This is a genomic window from Haloarcula rubra, from assembly GCF_019599465.1.
Taxonomy (GTDB): domain Archaea; phylum Halobacteriota; class Halobacteria; order Halobacteriales; family Haloarculaceae; genus Haloarcula; species Haloarcula rubra.
Map to the genome: position 1 here is coordinate 747,104 of NZ_RKLR01000001.1, position 22,932 is coordinate 770,035.

Annotated in this window: 26 protein-coding genes; 11 read left to right on the forward strand and 15 right to left on the reverse strand. The window is 66.8% G+C overall.

Annotation, left to right across the window (positions count from 1 at the left end):
* Nucleotides 1-348: 348 nt before the first annotated feature.
* Both EGH21_RS03985 and EGH21_RS03990 read left to right on the forward strand, forming a co-directional pair.
* Nucleotides 349-2,226: a PINc/VapC family ATPase gene (locus tag EGH21_RS03985; RefSeq protein WP_220617161.1), complete on the forward strand. Its 1,878-nt coding sequence runs from the start codon at nt 349-351 to the stop codon at nt 2,224-2,226.
* Between the two features lie 58 nt (nt 2,227-2,284).
* The gene (locus EGH21_RS03990; protein ID WP_220617162.1) at nt 2,285-2,560 is read left to right on the forward strand and encodes a ubiquitin-like small modifier protein 1; all 276 of its coding nucleotides are present in this window, start codon (nt 2,285-2,287) and stop codon (nt 2,558-2,560) included.
* On the opposite strand, the gene EGH21_RS03995 is transcribed toward EGH21_RS03990, so the two are convergent.
* Nucleotides 2,557-2,952, reverse strand: coding sequence for a pterin cluster protein (locus EGH21_RS03995; RefSeq protein ID WP_220617163.1), 396 nt, complete (start codon nt 2,950-2,952; stop codon nt 2,557-2,559). The two genes, EGH21_RS03990 and EGH21_RS03995, sit on opposite strands and share 4 nt — an antisense overlap.
* 91 nt (nt 2,953-3,043) lie before the next feature.
* Here EGH21_RS03995 and EGH21_RS04000 point away from each other — a divergent pair, with 91 nt between their 5' ends.
* Genes EGH21_RS04000 through EGH21_RS04010 form a run of 3 tightly spaced genes read left to right on the forward strand, consistent with a single transcriptional unit; the run spans nt 3,044 to nt 4,085 of the window.
* Complete coding sequence (locus tag EGH21_RS04000) at nt 3,044-3,412, forward strand: DUF7971 family protein (RefSeq protein WP_220617164.1); 369 nt, start codon at nt 3,044-3,046, stop codon at nt 3,410-3,412.
* Nucleotides 3,413-3,465: 53 nt separating this feature from the next.
* Entirely contained in the window at nt 3,466-3,720 is a 255-nt protein-coding gene (locus tag EGH21_RS04005; protein ID WP_220617165.1) for a MoaD-like domain-containing protein, read from the forward strand.
* A gap of 2 nt (nt 3,721-3,722) precedes the next feature.
* The gene (locus EGH21_RS04010; protein WP_220617166.1) at nt 3,723-4,085 is read left to right on the forward strand and encodes a DUF8048 family protein; all 363 of its coding nucleotides are present in this window, start codon (nt 3,723-3,725) and stop codon (nt 4,083-4,085) included.
* On the opposite strand, the gene EGH21_RS04015 is transcribed toward EGH21_RS04010, so the two are convergent.
* The 5 genes from EGH21_RS04015 to EGH21_RS04035 all read right to left on the reverse strand — a co-directional run bounded on the left by EGH21_RS04015 (nt 4,075) and on the right by EGH21_RS04035 (nt 9,673).
* The gene (locus EGH21_RS04015) at nt 4,075-4,437 is read right to left on the reverse strand and encodes a DUF8159 domain-containing protein (RefSeq protein WP_220617167.1); all 363 of its coding nucleotides are present in this window, start codon (nt 4,435-4,437) and stop codon (nt 4,075-4,077) included. The genes EGH21_RS04010 and EGH21_RS04015 overlap by 11 nt on opposite strands.
* 74 nt (nt 4,438-4,511) lie before the next feature.
* Nucleotides 4,512-6,455 carry an aldehyde ferredoxin oxidoreductase family protein gene (locus tag EGH21_RS04020; protein WP_220617168.1) on the reverse strand — a complete coding sequence of 648 codons (1,944 nt, stop codon included), beginning with the start codon at nt 6,453-6,455 and terminating at the stop codon, nt 4,512-4,514.
* Nucleotides 6,456-6,566: 111 nt separating this feature from the next.
* Complete coding sequence (locus tag EGH21_RS04025; RefSeq protein ID WP_220617169.1) at nt 6,567-7,547, reverse strand: ABC transporter ATP-binding protein; 981 nt, start codon at nt 7,545-7,547, stop codon at nt 6,567-6,569.
* The gene (locus EGH21_RS04030; protein ID WP_220617170.1) at nt 7,547-8,533 is read right to left on the reverse strand and encodes an ABC transporter permease; all 987 of its coding nucleotides are present in this window, start codon (nt 8,531-8,533) and stop codon (nt 7,547-7,549) included. The genes EGH21_RS04025 and EGH21_RS04030 overlap by 1 nt, the downstream gene beginning before the upstream one ends.
* Nucleotides 8,534-8,581: 48 nt before the next feature.
* Nucleotides 8,582-9,673 (reverse strand): extracellular solute-binding protein, encoded by a 1,092-nt coding sequence (locus EGH21_RS04035; RefSeq protein ID WP_220617171.1) that lies wholly within the window; start codon nt 9,671-9,673, stop codon nt 8,582-8,584.
* 65 nt (nt 9,674-9,738) lie between these two features.
* Here EGH21_RS04035 and EGH21_RS04040 point away from each other — a divergent pair, with 65 nt between their 5' ends.
* Nucleotides 9,739-10,446, forward strand: a complete 708-nt coding sequence (locus EGH21_RS04040; RefSeq protein WP_220617172.1) for a TOBE domain-containing protein — start codon at nt 9,739-9,741, stop codon at nt 10,444-10,446.
* A complete protein-coding gene (locus EGH21_RS04045; protein WP_220617173.1) occupies nt 10,446-11,537 on the forward strand; it encodes a putative sulfate/molybdate transporter in 1,092 nt (363 codons plus the stop codon). Before EGH21_RS04040 ends, EGH21_RS04045 begins: the two co-directional genes overlap by 1 nt.
* A gap of 6 nt (nt 11,538-11,543) precedes the next feature.
* Here the strand turns inward: EGH21_RS04045 and EGH21_RS04050 are convergent, their stop codons facing one another.
* Nucleotides 11,544-11,726, reverse strand: coding sequence for a hypothetical protein (locus EGH21_RS04050; protein ID WP_220617174.1), 183 nt, complete (start codon nt 11,724-11,726; stop codon nt 11,544-11,546).
* Nucleotides 11,727-11,888: 162 nt separating this feature from the next.
* Between EGH21_RS04050 and EGH21_RS04055 the strand changes: the two genes are divergently transcribed.
* On the forward strand, nt 11,889-12,287 hold the full coding sequence (locus EGH21_RS04055; RefSeq protein ID WP_220617175.1) for a hypothetical protein: 399 nt from the start codon (nt 11,889-11,891) through the stop codon (nt 12,285-12,287).
* A gap of 13 nt (nt 12,288-12,300) precedes the next feature.
* Here the strand turns inward: EGH21_RS04055 and EGH21_RS04060 are convergent, their stop codons facing one another.
* The 4 genes from EGH21_RS04060 to EGH21_RS04075 are packed head-to-tail and all read right to left on the reverse strand — an operon-like array spanning nt 12,301 to nt 17,793.
* Nucleotides 12,301-13,317: a cytochrome b/b6 domain-containing protein gene (locus EGH21_RS04060; protein ID WP_220617176.1), complete on the reverse strand. Its 1,017-nt coding sequence runs from the start codon at nt 13,315-13,317 to the stop codon at nt 12,301-12,303.
* Nucleotides 13,314-13,694 (reverse strand): hypothetical protein, encoded by a 381-nt coding sequence (locus EGH21_RS04065; RefSeq protein WP_220617177.1) that lies wholly within the window; start codon nt 13,692-13,694, stop codon nt 13,314-13,316. The genes EGH21_RS04060 and EGH21_RS04065 overlap by 4 nt, the downstream gene beginning before the upstream one ends.
* A complete protein-coding gene (locus EGH21_RS04070; protein WP_220617178.1) occupies nt 13,691-14,353 on the reverse strand; it encodes a 4Fe-4S dicluster domain-containing protein in 663 nt (220 codons plus the stop codon). The genes EGH21_RS04065 and EGH21_RS04070 overlap by 4 nt, the downstream gene beginning before the upstream one ends.
* An 11-nt stretch (nt 14,354-14,364) precedes the next feature.
* Nucleotides 14,365-17,793 carry a formate dehydrogenase subunit alpha gene (locus tag EGH21_RS04075; protein WP_220617179.1) on the reverse strand — a complete coding sequence of 1,143 codons (3,429 nt, stop codon included), beginning with the start codon at nt 17,791-17,793 and terminating at the stop codon, nt 14,365-14,367.
* 243 nt (nt 17,794-18,036) lie between these two features.
* Here EGH21_RS04075 and EGH21_RS04080 point away from each other — a divergent pair, with 243 nt between their 5' ends.
* Together EGH21_RS04080 and EGH21_RS04085 are read left to right on the forward strand one after the other, a co-directional pair.
* Nucleotides 18,037-20,175 carry a hydrogenase iron-sulfur subunit gene (locus EGH21_RS04080; RefSeq protein ID WP_220617180.1) on the forward strand — a complete coding sequence of 713 codons (2,139 nt, stop codon included), beginning with the start codon at nt 18,037-18,039 and terminating at the stop codon, nt 20,173-20,175.
* Nucleotides 20,172-20,798 carry a TorD/DmsD family molecular chaperone gene (locus EGH21_RS04085; RefSeq protein ID WP_220617181.1) on the forward strand — a complete coding sequence of 209 codons (627 nt, stop codon included), beginning with the start codon at nt 20,172-20,174 and terminating at the stop codon, nt 20,796-20,798. Before EGH21_RS04080 ends, EGH21_RS04085 begins: the two co-directional genes overlap by 4 nt.
* A gap of 1 nt (nt 20,799) precedes the next feature.
* Here the strand turns inward: EGH21_RS04085 and EGH21_RS04090 are convergent, their stop codons facing one another.
* From EGH21_RS04090 to EGH21_RS04100, 3 genes are read right to left on the reverse strand one after another with little or no spacing between them, the layout of a single operon-like run.
* The gene (locus tag EGH21_RS04090; RefSeq protein ID WP_220617182.1) at nt 20,800-21,033 is read right to left on the reverse strand and encodes a hypothetical protein; all 234 of its coding nucleotides are present in this window, start codon (nt 21,031-21,033) and stop codon (nt 20,800-20,802) included.
* A complete protein-coding gene (locus EGH21_RS04095) occupies nt 21,026-21,301 on the reverse strand; it encodes a hypothetical protein (RefSeq protein ID WP_220617183.1) in 276 nt (91 codons plus the stop codon). Before EGH21_RS04095 ends, EGH21_RS04090 begins: the two co-directional genes overlap by 8 nt.
* On the reverse strand, nt 21,291-21,449 hold the full coding sequence (locus tag EGH21_RS04100; RefSeq protein WP_220617184.1) for a hypothetical protein: 159 nt from the start codon (nt 21,447-21,449) through the stop codon (nt 21,291-21,293). The genes EGH21_RS04095 and EGH21_RS04100 overlap by 11 nt, the downstream gene beginning before the upstream one ends.
* A 90-nt stretch (nt 21,450-21,539) precedes the next feature.
* Between EGH21_RS04100 and EGH21_RS04105 the strand changes: the two genes are divergently transcribed.
* Nucleotides 21,540-22,760 (forward strand): Dyp-type peroxidase, encoded by a 1,221-nt coding sequence (locus EGH21_RS04105; protein ID WP_220617185.1) that lies wholly within the window; start codon nt 21,540-21,542, stop codon nt 22,758-22,760.
* On the opposite strand, the gene EGH21_RS04110 is transcribed toward EGH21_RS04105, so the two are convergent.
* Entirely contained in the window at nt 22,761-22,904 is a 144-nt protein-coding gene (locus EGH21_RS04110; protein ID WP_220617186.1) for a hypothetical protein, read from the reverse strand. It lies immediately after the preceding gene.
* Nucleotides 22,905-22,932 lie beyond the last annotated feature (28 nt).

Here is a 22,932-nt window from a genome sequence, read left to right on the forward strand (position 1 = left end):
GATGGAGTCGGTCGGTTACAGACCCGGAAGACGCCGTACTGTAGCCGAGTAACCGACCGACACGGGTGGGACTGAAAGGGGCTGACCGCTCGGCGTTCGAGATCGTTCGAAAGGCGCAAAGCGCCTTTCGTGATGACGAGAGAGCTTTGCTCTCTCGAACCACGACGCAAGCACGCGAACGGAGTGAGCGCGCAGCGAGTCACAGTAGCCGAGCGGTCGGGGGCTTTCTGCCTGTTCACAGCGTGGCCCGAACGATTCAGGAGATAGGCGACGCCACTCACGGCTAGCACGCCACTCGCTAGCGCGGGCATCAGGACCCTTATCACTCGACAGCCTCCTATCCCGCATATGGAAATCGTACCGGACACGAGCGTGGTCATCGACGGCCGCGTGTCCGACCAGATAGCAGCCGACGCCGCGCCCGACGGTGACGTGGACGGCATGGGCTTTGCCGGCGCGACGGTCGTCGTCCCCGAGGCCGTCGTCGGCGAACTCGAAGCACAGGCCAACGACGGCCGGGACACCGGCTGGGAGGGGCTAGAGGAGCTCCAGCGACTGGTCGACCTCGCCGAAGAGGGGACCATCGACGTGGAGTACGTCGGCCGGCGGCCCGACGCCGTCGAGAAGCGCGACGCGGGCGAGGGCGAGATAGACGCGCTCATCCGCGACGTGGCACAGAACCGCGAGGCGACGCTGGTGACGAGCGACGACGTGCAGGCCGAGGTGGCCAGCGCCAAAGGGCTGGACGTCGAGTTCATCGAACCACGCGGCCGTAGCGTCGACCGCCTCCAGATAGAGAACTTCTTCGACGAGGGGACGATGAGCGTCCACCTCAAGGTCGGCGTCCAGCCGTTCGCGAAGAAGGGCTCTATCGGCGACATGCACTACCAGCCCATCCGCGACGACCTCGCCACCGAGGCGGAGTTGCGCGAGTACGCCGACGACATCGAGGACGCCGCCCGGGCCTCCCCCGAGGGGTTCCTCGAACTCGACGAACCCGGCATGAGCATCGTCCAGTTCCGCGACCTGCGCATCGCCATCGCGCGCCCGCCGTTCTCGGACGCGATGGAGATTACCGCGGTCCGGCCCATCGTCAAGACGGACCTCGACGACTACGAACACGCCGACGAACTCCGCGACCGCTTCACCGAACACCAGCGCGGCGTCCTCATCTCGGGGTCGCCCGGCGCCGGGAAGTCCACCTTCGCACAGGCGGTCGGCGAGTTCCTCGTCGACGCCGACTACTCCGTCAAGACGATGGAGAAACCGCGGGACCTGCAGGTCGGCCCGAACATCACCCAGTACACCGCACTGGGCGGGTCTATGGAGAAGACGGCCGACTCCCTGCTCATGGTCCGCCCGGACTACACCATCTACGACGAGGTCCGGAAGACCGACGACTTCGAGGTGTTCGCCGACATGCGACTGGCCGGCGTCGGGATGGTCGGCGTCGTCCACGCGACGCGGGCCGTCGACGCCCTCCAGCGGCTCATCGGTCGCGTCGAACTCGGCCTCATCCCGCAGATAGTCGACACCGTCGTCTACATCGAGGCGGGCGAGGTCCACACCGTCTACGACGTGACGACCGAGGTGAAGGTCCCGCAGGGCCTGATGGAAGAGGACCTCGCGCGCCCGGTCATCGTCGTCCGGGACTTCGAGACCGGCCAGCCCGAGTACGAGATATACACGTTCAACCGGCAGGTCGTCACCGTCCCGCTGAACGAGGACGACGACGGACAGGACTCGGGCGTCGACCGCCTCGCGAAACAGGAGGTCGAACGTGAGATTCGCTCCATCGCGCGGGGCCACGTGGACGTCGAACTGCGCGGGCCGAACAACGCCGTCGTCTGGGTCGAAGACGACGACATCCCGCAGGTCATCGGCAAGGGCGGCGGCCGCATCACCGACGTGGAGAACCGACTGGGCATCGACATCGACGTGCGGACCTTAGAGGAGAAGCCCACGGGCCCCTCCGGCGGCCCCCAGACCGACAGCGGCGGCCAGCAGGGCGAAATCGTCCAACCGGAGGTCACCTCCCGACACGTGATGGTGCCCCTCGACGGCCACGCCGGCGACACCGTCGAGGTGCAGGCCGACGGCGAGTACCTCTTCACCGCCACCGTCTCCCGCGGCGGCGAGATTCAGGTCTCGCGCGGGTCGGGCATCGCCGAAGAACTGGAGCGAGCCATCGACCGCGGGAAGACCATCACGGTCGTCCCGTCGTAACGTCGACCGACCGCGTCGCCGCTCTACATTTATACGCCCGTATCCCTAGCACCCGAACATGGAAATCGAGTTGCGCTTCTTCGCGAACTTCCGCGCGACCGTCGGGCAGAAGATACTCCACCGGGAGTTCGACGACGGCGCTCGGGCGGGCGACGTCCTCCGGGAACTGAGCGATGAGTACCCCGAGATGGACCTCTTCGAGTCGGAGGGGACGCTCCGGCAGTACCTGACCATCCTGCGGAACGGGCAGGACATCGAGCATCTGGACGGCCTCGAGACGACCGTCGAGGACGGCGACGAACTCAGCGTCTTCCCGCCCGTCGCCGGCGGCTAACAGCAGAAGATGAACGGGTAGAGGAGGCCGATTCGGTCCTCGCCGTCGAGTTCGGTGTCCAGTCCGTCGAGATGTTCGTTGAACTGACCGTCGACGGTCACGCGGGCGTAACACCGCGTCTGGTCGCCCTCGGGGTTCTTCTTCCACGTCCCGGGCAGTGACTCCAGTTCCGGTGCCCACCCCTCGGTCGCGGCGTCGGACTCCGTCTCGGCGATGAGGAGGTCGGCCACGTCGTAGCGGTCACAGAACGCTTCGAGGAATGCCCGAAGCGTGGTGCCCTCGAAGGTAAACCTCATGTGTGGTTCGCCGACGGCGTCTCTGACGTGACCCGTACACCGGACCTCGACGGTCGTCTGTGCTCGCTGGGCCGTCTCGTGGGTCGTCCCGCTCATGGGTTCGTCTAGCGTGAGCGACACCAAAACGGTGCGGGCGAACACGTTCGGGTGGGACCGAATTTAATGCCGACCGGCACGAGACACCGGTATGGAAGACATCGAACTGGGGATTCCGGCGGGTATCGTCGACTCCTTGCCAGCCGACGGCGAGGACGCCAAACAGGACATCCAGCGGGCCGTCGCCGGGTGGGAAGGCGACATCAACGCGGCGCTCGACAGCGAGGACCCCGCGAGCGCCGTCGTCGACCTCATCGAGTACTTCGAGGACCGGTGGGAGGCCTACGACGAGTACGTCATCGAGTTGCGGGCGTGGGGCCAGTCGCCCATCTACGCGATGGTGTGGCGCGACCTCACGGCCTCGGTCATCCAGCAGATATACGACCACGCCGACCTCGCAGACCGCATCAGCCGCGAGCGGAACGCCCGCATCGTCGACGACGGCATCCGATCCGGATGACCGCGCACACACGCCCCACGAAGTTTTGCCGTGGAGGTGCCTAACGACGCCCAATGCGACGAGAACGGAGCTTCCGGGGTATCTCGATGCGACTGGCCCGCCACTATCTGGAGGGACTCGGCGGCGAGGAACGCGACGAGACCACCGTCGTCGCCGACGACTGGAGGGCCGAGCTGTCGGCCGAGAAGGTCGGTATCGGGCCGACCATCGAACTGACCGAGATTACCGTCGTCTTCGAGGGCGACGAGGAGACGCTGGACCCGCTGATAGAGCAGTTCGCCCAGAAGGCGATGCGGGCCGGCGGGTAGCGATGAGCGACCACCCCATCGAGGCGCAACTCGTCCTCCTCGCGGGGACCCACGCGAGCGTCCCGCTGGACCGTCTCCCCGGCTTACTGGAGGGAGCCCAGCGATACGTCGCGGACCATCGCACGGAGTACGAGCGGCGCTACGAGCGTATCGAGGGGGCCAGAGACGCCGACTACTTCTGCGTCGAGACGGGGTACTGGGCGTCGGTCGGCGAAGAACTCGGGTACGGCCGACGGGAGTGGGAAGCGGTGCGGCGCGCCCACGAAGCGCAGTTCGAGCGGGACGGCCGGCGACTCGACCGGGAGGGGGAGTTCGAGTCCACGCTCGAACTCCGCGAAGTCGTGGCCGTCGACGCTACACGCTGAGCGTGTCCAGCACCTTCTCGGAGAAGTCGGTCTGCGAGAGGTCGCCGTTGTGGAGGCGGTCGAACCACTCCGCGTCGACGTACCAGTAGCCGCGGACCTCACCCTCCAGGTCGTGGACGGTGGCCTCCACGTCCGCCCCCGACCAGTCGTCGGCGTGGAGGTCACGCAGGACGTTGATGACCCGGCCGATCTCCGAGTGGGGGACCGACCCCTGCTCGGCCGCGATGGACTCGTAGGTGACCGCGTAGGTGTTCTCGTCCTCGCGCTCTTCGAACGCCTGTACGTAGACGCCGTGGCTCGTCAATCGGGACTCCACCTGAAACTCGAAGTCGTCGAACTCGTCTTTGTGCATCAGTACTCACCACCTCTGCGGTCCACTCCGTTCACCGCGTCGGTTCGAGGAAGTCCCCGCCGGTCGCTCCCTCGCTAGTCGTCGCTCGGTGCCGCCGCGCCGCCGGAACTGACGCCGGTACCCGGTCCGATGTCGATACCCAGTTCGTCCAGTTTCTCGTCTGGGACGACGCCGTCCTCCCAGTCCCGGACCTCGTAGTACTCGTCTTTGAGTTTGTCCAGTTCGGCGAGTTCACCCTCCGAACCACCCTGTGCGGGGATGGCGTTCTCGTCGCCCTCGACGAAACGTCCCGGCAGGTCGTCGTCGCTCCCGTCGAAGCCCACGAGGTTGTTGTAGTAGCGCTCGAGGTTGTAGATGCGCTCGCCGGCCTCCATCAGGTCCTCCTCGCTGACGTCCAGTCCGGTCATGCCGTTGTACTGGAGGACGTACTCCTCGATGCCCTCCGCGAAGGCGTTGAACTTGCAGATGTCGAAGGAGTCGCTGATGGCGTGGAGGTCCTGGAAGGTGGCACACAGTTCGCCCTTCCCCTCCCACTCGCGCGGGTCGACCTTCTCCGGGACGCCGAGAATCTCGGCGGCCGGGGTGTAGCCGCGCAGGTGGCAGGCCCCGCGGTTCGAGGTGGCGTAGCCGATGGCCATCCCCTTCATACAGCGGGGGTCGTATGCCGCCATCGTCTGGCCCTTCACGGCCAGCGAGTTCTCGGCAGCGTCGAACTCCTCGGCGAGGTGGCTCGGGCCCTCGGCGAGGTGGTCCGCGAGTTCGCCGTCGCGGTGGGCGATGGCGTCGATCATGTCGATCATCGTGTCGGCGTCGCCCCAGTCGAGGCCGTCGCCGAGGTCGTCGAGTTTGCCCTGTTCGGTCATCTCCATGGTCATCGCCATGGTGTTACCCACGTCGATGGTGTCGACGCCGACGTCGTTACACCGCTCGAGCATCAGGGCCACCTTGTCGCGTTCGACGTGGCCGGAGTTCGGGCCCAGCGCCCACGCGGACTCGTACTCGTAGGACTCCGTGCGGACGTTCATCTCCTCGCCCTTGTGCATCGCCTGCACCTCGACTTCCTTCTTGCAGGCGACCGGACAGGAGTGACAGGTGGGTTCGTCGACGAGGATGTTCTCGCGGACGTTCTCGCCGGATATCTCCTCGGAGTCGATGATGCGCTCGCCGTCGCCCTCCGACTCGGACATCGACCGGGTCGAGGAGTACTTCGCGTTCTTCGTCGGCAGGCCGTCTATCTCCTCGGTGAGGTTCATCAGGACGTTGGTGCCGTACAGCGAGAGGCCGCCCTCGTTCGGCCCCGTGATGTCGGACTCCTGGATGACCTGCATCGCCTGTTTGTGGCCCTCCTGGAACGTCTCCTTGTCCTTCGGTTTCGGCATCCGCGTCGGTGACTTGACGACGACGGCTTTCAGGTTCTTGTTGCCCATCACCGCGCCGGTGCCGCCCCGGCCCGACGCCCGGTCGTCCTCGTTGACGATGCAGGCGTACTTCACCTCGTTCTCGCCGGCGGGCCCGATGGCCATCGCCGAGAGGTTCTTGCCGTAGGCGCCCTCCACCTCGTCCTCTATCTCCTCCAACGTGTCGTGGATGCCCCAGCCCCACATGTGCGAGGCGTCACGCAGTTCGACTTCCCCGTCCTCGACGACGGCGTAGACGGGGTGGTCGGCCTGTCCCTCGAACAGGAGGCCGTCGAACCCGGCCCACTTCAGGCGCGCGCCGGACCAGCCACCGTGGTGGGAGTCGGTCACCTGCCCCTGGATGGGTGACTTCGTACAGATGGCGATACGACCGCTCATCGTGGTCTGGGTCCCCGTTAGCGGGCCGTTCATGAACGCCAGCAGGTTGTCCGGGCCGAGTGGGTCGACGTCCGGCCCCTGGTCGAAGACGTACTTCACGCCGAGGCCGCGCGCGCCGATGTACTTCTTCGCGTCCTCCTCGTCGATACCTTCGTAGGCGATATCTCCCTCGCCGAGGTCGATTCTTGCTACGTGGTCCTGAAAGCCGCCGAGGTCAGTCATGAATGTCTGTGTACAACAGGGGAGCGAGTTCACTTAACGATTCGTGCTAGTTTCACGTTTAGTTGCAACTAACGTCCCGTTTCAACCGGTTTGAACGGTCGTGTCTACGCGTTACTCCTCGGTAGTCCCCGGCGAACAGGGGTGGACGCGGCCGGGGTCGACGGACACCCAGACGTCGGCCCCGACGGCCGGCGGGTCGTCGGCGAAGGCGTCGACGGTCCGCCCGTCCAGCGACAGGACGACGCGGTTGGTGGCGTCCTCGCGGACGACGCGTTCGACGGTCGCCTCGAAGTCGCCGCTCGCCCCGTCGAGTCGGACGGCCTCCGGCCGGAACGCGACGTACTCGTCGGTGGCCCCGTCGACGGCGTCGCGGAGCGAGGGGACGGCCGACAGCGGGACCGCGTTCGCGCCGGTGAACTCGGCGACGACCGGCGAGGACGGCCGCTCGAACACCGTCTCGGGCGTCCCGGTCTGAACCACCTGCCCGTCCCGCATCACGGCGATACGGTCGGCGATGGCGCGGGCGGTCGTCCGGTTGTGCGTGACGTAGACGGCGGTCACGTCCGCGAGCACGTCGGCCAAATCGTCACGGAGAGACTGGCGAGTCGGCACGTCGAGCGCCGCGAGCGGTTCGTCGAGTAGCATGACCGACGGTCGAACGGCGAGCGCTCGGGCCAGCGCCACGCGCTGTTTCTCGCCGCCCGAGAGCGTCGGCGGGTAGCGGTCGGCGAGGTGGTCGACGCCGAGTTCCGCGAGCAGCGTCTCGGCGTCCCGCGTCTCGTCGTGGTACTTCGTGCCGTACTCGACGTTCTCGGTGACCGAGAGGTGCGGGAACAGCGCGTAGTCCTGGAAGACGAACCCGAAGTCACGGTCTTCCGGTGGGACGGTGTCGAGTCGCCGGCCGTCGGACTCGACGAACCCGTCGTGGTCGTGAAAGCCCGCGATGGTCTCCAGCAGGAGGGTCTTCCCGCTGCCGCTGGGACCGAGAATCACGAGGGTCTCGCCCGCGTCGACGTCGACGCCGGCGTGGACGGTGAAGGCGTCGGCCCCGTCGGCGGTGAACGTGGCGCTCACGTCCGCTCGCAGGTCCATCAGGGCATCCCCCCGGTGACGCTGTCGTCGTCGGTCAGATAGCGCACGACGAGGAAGATGAGCGCCGAGACGCCCAGCAGGAGGAAGGCGACGGCGCCGCTCTCGCCGAGGCCGCCCTGCAGGTAAGTGTTGTAGACGAACACCGGCGCGTGCTGGGCGGTCACTCGCTCGCCGGCGGGGGCGTAGAAGAACTGCACGGAGTAGGCGACGACGGCGACGGCGCCGAACTCCGAGACGGCCCGCGCCCACGCGAGGACGCCGCCGGTAATCATGCCCCGGACCGCGAGCGGTGCGGTGACCCGGCGGAACGTCTCCCACTGGTTCGCGCCGTGGACGCGCGAGGCGTACGACAGTCTGTCGTCGATGGTCTCGAACGACTCTCTGGTGGTGTTGACGGCGTAGGGCGCGGCGACGAACGTCATCGCCAGCACCATCCCGACCATCGACCCGAGGACCGAAATCTGTGGGAAGGCCCCGCCCTGCCCGAAGCCGAAGAGGATGATGATGCCCGCGACGGAGTGGGGGACGACCAGCGGGAGGTCGACCAGACTCTCGACGAACTGCTGGCCGGGGAACCCCTCGGCGAGCAGGTGCGCCAGCGGCACGCCCAGCAGGAGGCTCACCAGTGCCGCCAGCAGCGGTCCGTAGACGCCCAGATACAGCACTCGGTGGACGCCCGGGTCGAGCGCCTTCTCGGCGACCAGCGAGGGGGACTGCCGGGCGACGAACATGAACAGCGGGAGGCCCAGCGCGACCACGAGGAGACTGCCGACGGTGGCCGTCGCCACGGTGAACGGGGACCCGTCGAGGACGTAGGCCGTGACGGCGACGCTCCCGACCATGAAGTACGCGTACCACGTCGGCCGGCCGTAGGAGTACGCGGCGGCGAACGCGGCCACCTGCACGGCGATGAACGTCGCGACGAGAGACCGGCGGCTGACCGCCTCGCGTCCGAACAGCGTGTCGGTGTCAGTTCCTGTCGCCATATGTCGTGGATGGGTGACTGCTGGCCGGTCCCGTCGGCGTGACGGACACTATAGCTCCAGTGGGCCGAGTGCGCTCTGGGCGCTGGCGACCTCCATCACGCGGTCGGGGACTGCGTCCTCTCCGCTCTCTGGGACGACGATAGGGTCGACCGGCACGAGACCCATGTCTTCGAGGACGGTCCGGCCGGGGTCGGTCGCGAAGTACTCGACCCACTGGGCACCGCGCCCGGGCGCCTCCGCGACGCCCGGGACGGTGATACCGTAGGCGATGGGCGCGCCAGTGAACGTCCCGCTCCCCGTCTCGACCTCGGCCTTCGCGTAGTGCTGGGCGTAGTCGCTGGATGCCTGCGAGAGGTCGACCTCCGGTTGGAGGTCGATGAACGGCTTGCCCGACGTGCTGGAGATGGACTGGTAGTACATCACGTAGTCCAGTTCGCCGCTCTCCAGTTGGCCCTCCAGATTCGTCTCGGTCCCCGTCGGCACCACCGAGTTGTCCCGGAGCGCCTGATAGGTCGACTCGTCGTACAGTCGCTCGCCGTCGAAGGACTCTTTCCCGAGTTGCTGGGTCATCACCGCACGGTACCCGCCGGGGTCGACCGCTGGGTCCGAGTGGCCGATGGTGACGTCGTCGCGTGTCAGCACCTCCCACCAGTTGTCCTTGGAGATGTCGCCGGCGCCCGGCGAGTCCTCGCGGTACTGTATCGACATGGAGTTGGTGGTGAAGATGGCGTACCAGTTCCCGTAGTCCGGCAGGATGCGGTTGCGGATGAGCCGGAAGTCCGAGACGCCCAGCACGTCGGCCCGCCGGCCCTGCTGGGTTATCTTCTGCGTCGAGGCGACCGACCCCTTCGCCTCGCGGTTCACGTCGACGCCGAACTCCTCCTCGAACTGGGGTTCCGCCTCGCCGAACGGCGGGGCGAGCGACCCGGCGTGGAAGATGGTCATCGAGTCGGCCATCCCGCCGCCGGACGTGGTGGTCGTCGTGCCGCCGTCCCCGCCACCGCTCTCGCCGTCGGTGCCACCGCTCCCGTCGCTCCCGCCGCCGTCGCCGCCGTCCCCGCTACACCCTGCGAGGCCGAGGGCAACTGTCGCGCCGACGCTCCCGAGGAACGCGCGTCTACTGCGTCGCTGTTTCGACATGGATACATCGCCATTGTTACCAATCGTTCATAATGGTTTTCCCTGATGGCGTGACAATGCTCTGTATGGACGCCAGCGTCGACGCGCAGTTGCAGGCCGACGGCGTCGCCTTCACGTCGGCCGACGCCGAGTTGCTCCGGGCCGTCCGGGACACGGGGTCGGTCGCCGGGGCGAGCGAGGCACTCGGTCGCTCTAGAGCGCGGGCGCTCGGCCGCATCGAGACGCTCGAGGAGGCCTACGGCCCACTCGTCGAGCGACGGCGCGGCGGCGCGACCGGCGGCGGGAGCGACCTGACCGAGACGGCCGCGTCGCTGCTCTCGCGGTTGGCCCGCCTGCAAGCGGCGCTCGCCGGGACGGCCAGCGTCGACGAGTGCGTGATTCCGGGTCGGGTGACCGAACGGGACGGCGAACTCGGCGTCGTCGCCACCGACGCCGGCGACCTGCGGGCCCGACTGGTGGCGCGGAACGGCGGCGACGTGCCGGAGGTAGACGCGCCGGTACAGGTCAGCGTCCGGTCGGACGCGGTGACGTTACACGCGCCCACCGACGCCCCCGCCGCCGAGAGTACCAGCGCGCGAAACCGGTTCGAGGGGACCGTCGTCGACGTCGACGCGGGCGAGACCGTCGTCTGTGCGACCATCGACGTCGGGACGCCCGACTCGCTGTCGGCACTGCTCACACACGAGAGCCTCGACCGACTCGACCTCCGCCCGGGGAGTCGCGTCGTGGTCTCGTTCAAGGCGACCGCCACCCGGGCGATAGCGACCGACTGATGGCCATCTCCTTCGACTACGGCGAGGACGCCCGGTTCGACGTGGCGTGGCACGAGGTCACAGGCGCCGTGGGCGATTCGGCGACGGTCCTGCCCGTCGTCGTCGCCGTCGCGGTGCTGACCGACCTCTCCCTGCCCGTGATGCTGCTCTGGTTCGGCGCCATGCAGGTGGTCTGGGGGTTGTACTACGGCGTCCCCGTCTCCGTCGAACCGATGAAAGCGCTGGCGGCGCTTGTCGTCGCCGGCGCCGTCTCGACGGGCGAACTCGTCGTCGCGGGCCTGATGCTCGGCGTCGTCCTGCTGGGTCTCGGGTGGACGCGAACGCTCGAAACCGTCGAGCGGTACGTGGGGACCGTGGTCGTCCGTGGGGTTCAGTTCGGTGTCGCCCTCGTCCTGTTCGAGACGGGCGTCGGGCTGGCGGCGGGGGACCTCCAACTGGCCGCCCTCGGGGTCGGCGTCGCCGTCGCGGCCACCGTCGTCGGCTACCGGTCGGTGAGCGCGCTCGCCGTCTTCCTCGTCGGCGGCGTCCTCGCGCTGGCGGCCACCGGGATTCCGACGCCCGCGCTCCCGTCGCCGGACGCGATGCTCGTCCTCCCGACGGCGGACCTGACGGTCCGGAGCGTCGAGGCGGCGGTGGCGCAACTGGCGATGACCGTCGGCAACGCGGCGCTGGCGACGTCGGTGTTGCTCGGGGACTACTTCGACGGCGACGTCTCGGCCGACCAGCTATCTGCGAGCATGGGCGCGATGAACCTGCTGGCGGTGCCGCTGGGCGCGTTCCCGATGTGTCACGGCAGCGGCGGCGTCGCCGGGAAGTACGCCTTCGGCGCACGGACGCCGGGGGCGAACGTCGTCCTCGGCGTCGGCTACGCGCTCGTCGCGGTGCTCGCAGTGGGACTGGTCGCCGCCTACCCGACCAGCGTCCTCGGCGTGATTCTGGCGCTCGTCGCGGTGCAACTCGGCCGGACGGGGCTCGGCGAGGCCGAGTCGACACTCCCGGTGGTCGCTATCGGCGCCCTCGGCGTCCTGACCAACCTCGGCGTCGCCTTCGTCGTCGGCGTCGTCGGCTACCACGTGTTCGGCGACCGCTGAGGGCCGCTACGCGAGGAACTCGACCCCCAGTGCGAGCAAGAACACCAGTGCGACGAGCATCGCCGACACTTCGAGCCACCGCGAGCCGCTCTCTTCCGTGTCCGATACCACTTTCGCGAGCGCCCCCAAACCGACGACGGCCACGCCGACGGCGAGGACGAGGTATATCGCGTCGAGTATTCCCGCCATACGTTGACGGTACACACACTAGTGGTAACAAACTTTCCCCGTCCGAGGCCCGCGGCCGGTCACGCGATGGCATCCGCACGTCGAGCGAGGGGCCAGCGCGGTGGGGTCGTGTGCTATCAGCCTGCACAACAGTCATACCGCAGTACGTCGTACGGTCCGGACATGCGGCTGGAACTTCGGGTTTGCAAGCACTGTTTCGAGGGGGAACACGGCAACGAGCAGAAGACGGCGGTCACACAGGACATGGTCGCCTGTGCCCGGCAGGTTCGGGAGTACAAGGACCTCGTCGGCCTCGACGGCGTCTACGTCACGATGGTCGAGGAGGGCGACCCCGGCGGCGCCGAGGCGCTGAACGTCATCGTCGCCAGCATCGAGGGCGACCAGGTAGCGCTGTCGGACACGCAACTCGTGATGGAGGACGGCGACGGGAACATGCTGGTCTACCCCGAACCGAAGGACATCCTGCAGGTGCTGACGCGGAATCTGAATCAGATACAGGAACAGACGCGCCAGGACGTCGGCGTCGAACTCTCGCCGGAAGGGAAGGCTATCGTCTCTTAAAAAGGAACGCGGCTCAGTCGTCCGATGGCTCCTCGCGTCCGCCGTCGGTGGCGGCGGGCCCTTCGCGTTCTTCCTCCATCTGGCGCTCCCAGCGGATGCGCAGGACGTTGCCGTACATCGACAGCACGAGTCCCACGCCCAGCACGAGGATACCGACGTTGATACCGATGGTCAGCAGGATGCTCGTCGGCCCGCCGCCGATGGCGAGTTCACGGGGCACCGGGTACCCCTCGTCGAAGATGCTCCCGATGAGCACCGAGACGATACCGATGACCGTCAGCGCGCCGAATATCGAGGACATCGTCCGCCACGAGGGCGAGAGCGACAACCGCTCGATGCCGGTGGTGTCCGGTTCCTCGTCCTCGTCACTGTGGTACTCGGGCACCATGCTCCGGGGGATGAACGCCTTCGTCTCGACGGGGTAGAACGCGGGGTGGAACCCGTGTTCGAAGACGTGGAACATGACCCCCATCAGCATGATGACGCCGAGCAGGCCGTGGAACGTGACGAACGCCATCGCGGCGGCCTTCGTCTGGAACATCGCCGCCAGCCCCGTCTTGCTCCAGATGAGCAGGCCGGAGATGGCCAGCAGCGTCAGTTCGATGGAGAAGATGAACACGACACCCTTGCCGATGTACGAGAGGAGCGGCACCTCGTCGGCCTTGTAGCCGGCGAACTGCCGGGCGTTCGGGTGCCGTTCGTCGGCCCGTCCCAGCATGAACTGGACGTCCTGGACGAACGCGTCGAAGTCGTCTTTCCCCGGCAGTATCTCGCTGAAGTTGCCCCGGCCGGTCGGCGAGATTATCTGGAGGACTATCCAGAACACGATGAGCGCGATGAGGCCGATGCCGGTGATGCGGTGGATAGCCGTGACGCCGCTGGCACCGCCCATCACCGCGAGCAGCCACCACAGTTCGTCGTTGAACATGATGGCGTAGCCGGTGAAGAACAGCAGGAACACGTCTAAGCCCAGCAGCGAGTGGAACAGCGTCGTCACCCGCGTGAACTTCCCGTGGTCTAAGTTGCTCATCGTTGCTCACCCCCGTCCGCGGCGACGGCCTCGCCGCGCTCCTCGCCCGGCTGGCGCATCCGGTCGGCGAGGCGCCGGAACGCCGCCCAGTGGAGGAACACCATCACGAGGATGAACGCCCCCATCAGCACGTCGGCCGCGTGGACGAGCGCGATGAGGAAGTCGAGCGACGGGATGGTGTTGCCGAACACCCAGTCCGCCCCGATGCCGCCGCCCTCGACGGTCGGGCTGACGCGGTACAGCGACTCGTAGAAGATGTCGAACCCCTGCGCCCACCAGACCGACAGCCCCGCGACGAGGATGCCGACGACGGCGCTGATGGCGACGTGGGACCGGGCGTAGCCAGACACCTCCGGTGTCTCCTGTCGCCCGCTCATTGGAACTCACCCGACTCCTCGCCGAAGATGATGTTCATCGCCTGGTCGTTGAAGAACACCCCGCTGTCGCGGTGTTCCAGTTCGTCGGCTATCTCGCTCGGCGTCCCGACGAGGATGGCGTCGGTCGAACACTCCTCGGCACAGGCCGGTCCCTTGCCGACGTCCTGCCGCTCCTCACACATCGTACACTTGTCCATCGTGTTGCCGCCGCCGACGAGGTTCGCGGCGCCGGTCCCCTGGTCGGGGAACTGCGGGGCGCCGAACGGACACGCCGAGAGGCAGTACTGACAGCCGATACAGAGGTCGTCCCGGACGCGGACGAAGCCGTTGTCCTTCTTGATGAGGGAGTCGGTCGGACAGACCGAGACACACGGCGCGTTCTCGCAGTGGTAACACTGCATCGGGATGGCCGTCTCACCGGGGTTCTCGCCCTGCTCCATCGCCCGGCCGCTACTGGCGTTGAATCCGGGCGCACCCTCCTGTCCTTCGAGCATCGTCGCGATGCTGATACGTTGTTCGTCACGCGGGACGTCCCACGTCCGTTTACACGAGACGACACAGCCACCACAGTCGATACACGCTTCGACGTCCGGGAAGATACGGGCGTCTTCGCCCGTGCTCATGACGCCGTCGCGCATCACTTCGTTTCCTGTTGACATATCATTTCACCTCATTGCACCGTCGAGTTGTCACGGACGTCGAAGTCTTTCTGGAGGCCGATGTCGTCGCGGTCCTGCGGGAACTCGATGTCCACGTCCATGTTGAGTTCGTTCAGCAGGCTCTCGGTCGCCGGTCTGACCGCGACCATCGACACCTTCGTCTCCTGCATCTGGGTCTCGACGTCGTACCCCCGAGACGTGATGGCGTTGACGGAGTCCCCGATAGCGTAGGGGACGGTCCCGTCTGGGTACTTGTCCTCCAGACTGTTGCCCTTGAAGACACCGGCCCAGTGGAACGGGAGGAACACCTCCCGGTCGTTTGGCCGGTTCGTGACCCGGGCCTTCACCAGGATGGACCCCTTGTCCGTCGAGGAGATGACGACGAGGTCGCCCCCGTCGACGCCGAGGTCCTCCGCCATGTTCGGGGAGAGCTCCGCGTACATGTGCGGTTGCAGGTCGGCCGTGTGGATGTTCGACCGCGTCTCGGAGCCACCACCCTGATGTTCGACCTGTCGGCCGGTGGTCATGATGGTGTCCAGGTCCGGCCCGTCGCTCTGGTTGTGGATGATGTCCATCGCCTGTTGCTGTTCCTGCGCGTTGTTCTGGTCGAGGCGGTAGAAGTTCCGCTGCTGACCGTTCGCTGGCCACTCCTCGACCAGTTCGGGGAACGGACTCTCGATGGGTTCCCGGTGGACCGGTACCTTGTCGAGGAAGTTCCAGACGACGCCGCGCGCACGGCCACGACCGGTCGGCGCGTCGACCTGCCGGAAGTCGTACTGCTCGTAGAACGACGCGTCGATGTCCTGGGTCTCCTGGACGTACTGGGCGAACTCCTCGCTCTGGACGCCCGACCAGTCGAACGCGGGGTTGTCGATGTCCAGAGCCGGTTCGTCGGGGCCACTACCGTAGCCCAGCGGGTCGTTCAGGTGTAACGCGGCGGTGTACACCGACCCGTTCTTCGCCAGCGCGTGCTGTTGCGGGATGGTCAGTTCGTCGGCCTGCGTCTGCTGGTCCGGGTCGAGCAGGCTCTCCGGGAACGTCGTCTTCCACCCGGGGTACTCCGGCACGCCGTGGAGACGCCCGTCGGACGCCGTGTCCCTGTTGCTGGCCCACTGGGGGTTGTACGGTGCACGGGTCAGGTCGAGCGCGTCGGCCTGACTGTCGTAGCGGTCGCCGACGGCGTCGAGTGTCGCCTCGAACGGGTACTCGTCGTCGGTCGGCATCGCGTCCCACTCGTCGGGTGTCGGCGCCTGGACGCCCCATCTGGTCCGGAAGTCCTGTCCCCCGTTGTTGGGGTTCAGGTCGTCGTTCCAGATGATGGGCGTGCCCGGATGCCCCTCGCCCCAGCAGGGCCACGGGAGCATCCAGTACTCGCCCTCGACCGGCGTCCCCTTCGCCCCCTGCAGGTCCTCGCTGGAGAAGGCGTAGTCGTACTCCAGATGTTGCTGGAGGCGTTCGGGGTCCTGCCGGTAGCCGATGGTCATCGTGCCGAGGTTGAACTCCCGGATGACGGCCTCGTAGGTCGCCTTCCCGTTGTACAGTTCCTCGCCCTCGCCCCAGTCGAAGTGCTCGCCGAAGCCCAGCGCCCCGGCCAGTTCCTGCATTATCTGCAGGTCCGGCTTGGAGTTGTGGGCGGGCGGCCGGACCGGTTCGGACCACTGGGTCGCCCGGTGCGTGTTGGTCAGCGAGCGGTAGTGCTCGTACTGACTGGAGGCCGGCAACAGGAGGATGGGTGGGCCCTCCTCGAAATTCGGGAGGACGCTCGCCACCGACGGGAACACGTCGCAGACGACCAGCAAGTCGAGGTTCTCCATCCCCTCTTTCATCTGCTCCATCTCGCTGATGGAGTTCGCGGAGTGCCCCCAGAAGAACGCTATCTTCACCTGGTCTGGCTGGTAGATAGGCGTGTCCTGATACCGCATGTCCTGGGGCAGTGCGGCCTCGAACCACCGGGCGACCGTCAGCCCGTTCTGGAACATCATCGAGTTGTCCGCCGGGAACGAGGTGTCGATGTCCTCGTTGCCCTCCGCGACGGCGCTCTGCCGGACGTAGAGGTCCTCCGGCATCATCTCGAACTTGTCGTACATCTTGCGGAACGAGGTGGACCCGCTGGTGTAGGGGTTCTTGTCCCAGACGTCGGCCCACCACGACCAGCCACCGGGGCTCAAGCCGTAGTAGCCCGGCAGGATGTGGCTGGCGACGGCGAGGTCTGTCGCCCCCTGCACGTTGGCGTGGCCACGCATGACCTGCAGGCCGCCACCGCTCCGGGCCGCCGACCCGGAGGCCAGACTCGCCGCCGCGTACGAGCGGATGTTCTGGGTCCCGTTGTTGTGCTGGGTCCCGCCCATCGCCCACTCTATCTGGACGTTCGGGCGGGCCTCGTTTATCATGTCGCTGATGCGCTGGATGTCGTCCGTGTCGACCCACGTTATCTCGGAGACCGTCTCGAGGTCGTACTGGTCGAGTTCGGCGTCGACGTCCTCCCAGCCCTGCACCCGGTCGGTCAGCATGTTCTGCCCGCTGTCGTCGGCGTCCGGGTCCATCGCGAGGCCGTGGCGGTCACGGAGGTCCTTGATGACCCCCATCATCAGCGCCACGTCGGTCCCCGGCCGGAACCGGACGAACTCGTCGGCGTGGGCCGCGGTCTTGGTGAACCGCGGGTCGAGGACGAGGATGTCCCCGCCTCGCTTCTGGCCTTCGAGGATGTGCTGCATCGCGATGGGGTGGGCCTCGGCCGGGTTCTGCCCGACGATGATGTCGAGGTCGAAGTTCCGGTAGTCGTTGACCGTGTTGGTCATCGCCCCGTAACCCCACGTGTTCGCGAGGCCGGCGACCGTCGTCGAGTGGCAGATACGCGCCTGGTGGTCGACGTTGTTCGTGCCCATGAACGCCGCCAGTTTCCTGATGGCGTAGGACTCCTCGTTGGAGTGGTGGGCACTGCCGAGCAACATCACGCTCTCTCTGCTGTGTTCCGCGTCGACGTCTACGGCGTCGCTCGGCGAGACGTCGGAGTCCGGCCAGAGCGCCCGGATGTCGGTGGCGAGGCGGTCGTACGCCTCGTTCCACCCTATCTTGCGCCACTCGCCGTCCTCCTGAATCATCGGGTGTTTCAGGCGCTTCTCGGAGTGTTCGGTCTCGTAGATGCCGGCGCCCTTCGAGCAGAGCGACCCGGCGTTTATCGGGTGTTCTTCCCACGGTTCCATGCCGACGAACGAGTCGCCTTCACGCTCCCCGTGGAACCCGCACCCGACCGAACAGTAGTTGCAGATGGTCTTCGAGAACTCCGTCCCGGTGTCGGCACCCTCCGGCTCGTCGTCTGTACTCTGAAGCGCCTGTCCGGCGCCACTCACCCCGAGTGCGACCGTTCCGGCGAGTGCACTCGCCTTCATGAACGACCGCCTGTCGAGGTCTAACGAAACTGGTTCTTGCTGTGTACTCATGTTGGAATCTCCCCCGCGTGTCTATCGCCGCTGTACGACGCCATCGAAGCTATACACATTGTCATGCCCTACCTTGGCGATAGTTGCCTGCACTGTATAATAAAACATCGTGAACATTTCATATCGTTTTCCCGGCATTTTTTGGGGAGCCTAAAAAATTCGGGAGTAGCCCGGTCTTTACGGCCGGTTAAGTGGTGAAATCACCCGCAAGCCATATGAGTGTGCCACGGTTCCTCACGGTTAATGAACACAGGTGCCTTCGTGTGTTCGTGTGGGGGCTCGTGCGACATCGACCTCGAGGCAGTCCGGGAGGGCGTCTCGGACGTCGACGTGGTCGCGAGTTCCGAGTTGCTCTGTCAGGACGGCCGCGGCGCGATGTCGAAAGTCATCGACGGCTACGACCTCGACCAACTCATCGTGACGACGCCCGAACCGTCGTGTCAGGACCGGATTCGGTCGCTGGCCGACGACCACGGCCTCCACCCGGACGCGACACAGTTCGTGGACCACCGAGAGACCAACGCGTGGGTCCACGGCGAGGACGAAGCGACGGAGAAGACCGCCCGACTCATCAACGCCAAGCAGGCGGGCCTCCAGTACGAGGCCATCAGTCGAACCGTCTCGAAGGACGCGGGCAACCGCGTGGCCGTCGTCGGCGACCCCGACGCCGCCGCCTCGCTCTCCGAGGCGGCCGACGTGACGCTCGTCGCCGACGGCCGGGAGTTCGCCGACGTGGAGGGACTCGGCGACGTGACCGTCGAACGCGGCCGCGTCGTCGGCGTCGACGGCTCGTTCGGCGAGTTCGAACTCACGCTCGAAGCCCGGGTGACCGAGGACTGCATCGACTGCATGGCCTGTGTCCACGAGGGCCCCGACGGGATGGTCACCGAGTATCCAGTAGATATCCATCCGGACGCCCCCGAGGGCGAGTGGACGGACTGCTGTCCCACCGACGCCATCGACCTCGACGGGGTGACGCGCACTGTCGAGTTCGACCAGATTATCTACCCCGGCGGCCGCGACGACGCGCGCGGCGGGCGACTCGGCTACTACACCGGCCCGGTCGACGCCGGCACTATCGCCGCCGTCGAGTCCCAACTCGGCGGCATCGAGAAACCGCAGTTCCTCGACCTCGACATGGACGTCTGTGCGGCCGGCGAGTCGAGTCAGGAGGGCTGTACGGCCTGCGTCGACGCCTGCCCGCACGGAGCGGTGGATCGACCCACCATCGACTCGGTGGAGTTCGACATGACCGCGTGTCAGGACTGCGGGGCGTGTACGAGTTCGTGTCCCACCGGCGCGACGATGCTCCGGGAACCCTCCAACGAGCGCATCGCGCGCGAGGTGGAGGCGCTACTCGAGGGCGACGAGGACGACGGCGGCCTGCTCTCCCGGGGCACGACACCGGCCATCGACACGCAGGTCGTCGCGTTCGTCTGTTCGGAGTACGCGGCCGAACGTCTCCGCGCGCACGGACGCCGCGCCGTCGAGGACGACGACCTCGACTACCCGCCCATCCTCCCGGTCCGGGTCAACTGTACCGACACCGTCGGCGAGGCCCACGTCATGCACGCGCTGGCGGCGGGGGCCGACGGCGTCGCAATCGTCGGGTGTGGTGGCTCGTGTCTCCACTCTGGGCCGGACCCGAAACAGGACCTCGTCGACCGACTCAACCGGGCGACGCAGGACCTCGGCCTCGGCGAGCGAGTCGGCTTCTTCGCGCCCGAGGCCGGCACCCCCGAATCGTTCGTCGAGGCCATCTCCGGGTTCGTCGAGTTCGGGCTCGAGGAGACGCCGGTTCCCGCGGGCGACTACGAGGCGACCGGCCGCATCGACGCCGACTGGGAGGCCGAACGGGCCAACCCATCCTTCGACAGTCACGGCTGGACCCTAGAGAGCGTCCGGACCATCGTAGAGCACGTCGACCCCGACCGGGAGGTGATTCGCGGCCTGAAGGACTTCGGCCTGATGGACGTCAACGACGCCTGTACGCTGACGCCGACGTGTACGAACCTCTGCCCGACCGACGCCATCCGGCGGACCGGCGAGGGCGAGTTGCAGTTCAACCACGAGCGGTGTGTCAACTGCGGCCTCTGTGAGGAGGGGTGTCCGGAGACGGCCATCACGATGGAGACGGGGCTGGACCTCGGTCTCCTCCCGGAGAACCGCGACGGCGAGTCGTGGCAGACCGTCCACGAGGACGAGATGATGGAGTGTGTCCGCTGTGGCAAGGCGTTCACGAGCGTCGCCTCCGCGGAGAAGATAGAGGAGGAGGTCGGCGACGTCGTGGCCGGACTGGCACCCGAGTCCGAACACAGCGTCTTCGAGTACTGTGGCGACTGTCGGAGCCATCTGCTGTTCGACCAGGGGGGTCGACGATGAACGAGACGGCGGTCTACGAGGCCCGTATCGAACTGATAGACTTCGTCATCGAGGTGTTCTGGGACACGCCCGGCGAGGCGTTCGTCGAGCGACTCCTCGGCGGCGAGGTGCAACTGCCCGACGAGTCGGTCAACGCCCCGATGGACGAGGGGTTCGAGGTGCTCGAAGATTGGCTGGACGAACAGGCGGGGCGGGACCCGGTGGTCGTCCAGAAGGAACTGGAGCGAGAGTACACCGACCTCCTCGTGGGACCGCGCCCGCCGGTGTTGCCCCACGAGACCCACTACCGGGACGACACCGAGTTCATCGGCGAGGGTCTCGCGGAGGTGGAAGCCAGTTACGGTGCCGCCGGGTGGTCCTCGCCGGAGGAGTACCCGGAGGAGGACGACTTCGTCGCCGTCGAGATGGCGTTCCTCCGCTACCTCGTCGACGCACAGCGGTCCGGCCGAGAGGAGACCGTCGGCTTCGAGCGCGTCTTTCTGGACGAACACCTGACCGTCTGGGTAGACGACTTCGTCGAGGAGATGCGGGAGGAGGCCGACGGCGGCCTGTTCCTCGCGGCGGCGCTGGTCTGTCAGGGGTTGGTCGAGTTCGAGAACGACATCGTCGGCCAGCTGGGGTAGGCTAGCGGGACCCGACGACGAGGCCGACGCCGGCCACGAAGGCGACGGCCAACAGGACCTTCACCGTCGGGACGAGCAAGGCGAGCGTCTGTTCCATCAGGAAGAGCGAGCGCCACGTCCCGACCGTCTCGGCGTAGATAGCGACGGCGCCCGCGCCGCCCACCACGAGACAGAGCAAGGAGACGGCGGCGACTGCGACCACTCCGAACGGGTTCGTCCGCACCCGCTCACGCATCGGGAATCACCCGCCGGCCGACGACGAGGACGACGAACAGCGGTATCAGTACGACCAGCAAGCGACTGACGAACAGACCGATGTAACTGATAGTCGATTCGAGGTGGATGGCCCAATGCCACGACCCTTTTATCTCCGCGAGGAGGCCGACGGTCCCGACGACGAGCAACGACAGCGCCAGCAGGGCCACCAACACGTACACGGTGGTTCGGACGTACCCGAGGAGCGTCGCGGCGTCGAACTGCCGCTCTGACTGTTCAGTCGCCACGGTCCACCTCCGAGCTATAGTGTTCCTGATAGATGTCGTAGCCGATGACGAGGACGACGAGCACCCCTATCGCGAGGAAGACGGCACCGGTATCGGGGGCTAGCGGAAGGTCTAACCCCGTCCGGGAGTGTATGGGTGAGAGTCCCATACACACTAGCTACGGCACGAGCGCCAAAACGGTTGCGAACTTATTGGGGCGGCAAGGCTTTTGTTCGACAGGCCCCTTCCTCGGGGTGACATGCCATCCCGTCGGGCCCTCCTCTATCGACTCGCGACGTTGACCGGCGCGGCCGGTCTCAGCGGCTGCTCGAACTTCCTCGCCCGACGCGCGGAGTCGCCGACCGCGGACCTCCCGCCGAACCCCCACGCGGGGGACCTCCCGCAGCGCCAGTTCGCGTGGAACGACGGTCTCAGGACCGACAGCGACGGAAATTCGCTGTCGCCCGAACACTTCCGGTTGCTCCTGCTGAACCTCGACACCGACCCCAGCGAGGAGGCGGCCCGCACCGTCGAACTGGCGATGCGGACCCTCGAAGACGCCTTCGAGTTCCGGAGCGACGGCCTCCTCCACATGCTCGGGTGGGGGACGGCCTACTTCGAACGGCTCGGCCGGCTCGGCGACTCGCCCATCCGCCACCCGACGGTCGTCTCCCGGACGGACGACCCGGAACTGCTCTCGTACGACGCCATCCTCGTCCTCGCCAGCGACGTCCCCTCGCAACTGGAGGCCGCCGAGTCGGCGATGTTCGGCACGCGGTCCAGTCTCGGCGGCGTCACCGTCGAACAGCGACTGGGCGACGCCTTCACCCTCGCCGACCGGCGCACGGGCTTCCTCGGCGAAGGACTCCCCGCACAGCACGCCAACGCGGAGGGCGTCCCGAACGACATCCCCGACGACGCGCCGAACTTCACGGGCTTCTTCTCCGGGCGTACGGGCACGCAGGCCTCCGAGGAGCGCGTCACTATCTCCGACGGCCGCTACGCCGGCGGGACGACGATGCACCTCTCGCACCTGCGGGAGTCGCTGGACAACTGGTGGGCGATGCCCGAAGCCGACCGCGTGACACAGATGTTCTCCAGCGAGTTCTCGCCCGAGGACGTCGCCGGAAACGGTCCGATCGACTTCGCCGACGCCGTCACGGAACACGCACAGGAGACGGGGCGCGTCGGCCACTGGGAGAAGGTCGCCCGGGCGCGCAAGGACGACGAACCGCTCCTGTTGCGCCGGGACTTCAACAGCGTCGACGGCGGCCACGCCGCGGTGCAGTTCCTCTCGGTCCAGCGGACGCTGGACGACTTCGTGGAGACACGCGACGCTATGAACGGCTGGTGGTTACAGGACGAACACCCCGACATTCAGGACGAACGGCACAACGGCATCCTGGAGTTCATCGAGGTGCTGTCGCGGGCGAACTTCTACGTCCCGCCGCGTGACCGGCGGGCGTTCCCCGACGCCTGACTACTCCTCGTCGGTCAGGGAGACGTCGCCGTCTACCTCACCGTGGTTGGTGTCTATCGGCCAGACGCCGTGGTCCCAGACCTCGTATCCCTTGAACGTATCTGTGGCACCCTTCGGGCGCCATTCGTTGTCCTCGTGCGCCATGGTATATCACAGCGTTGTACGTGGAGGG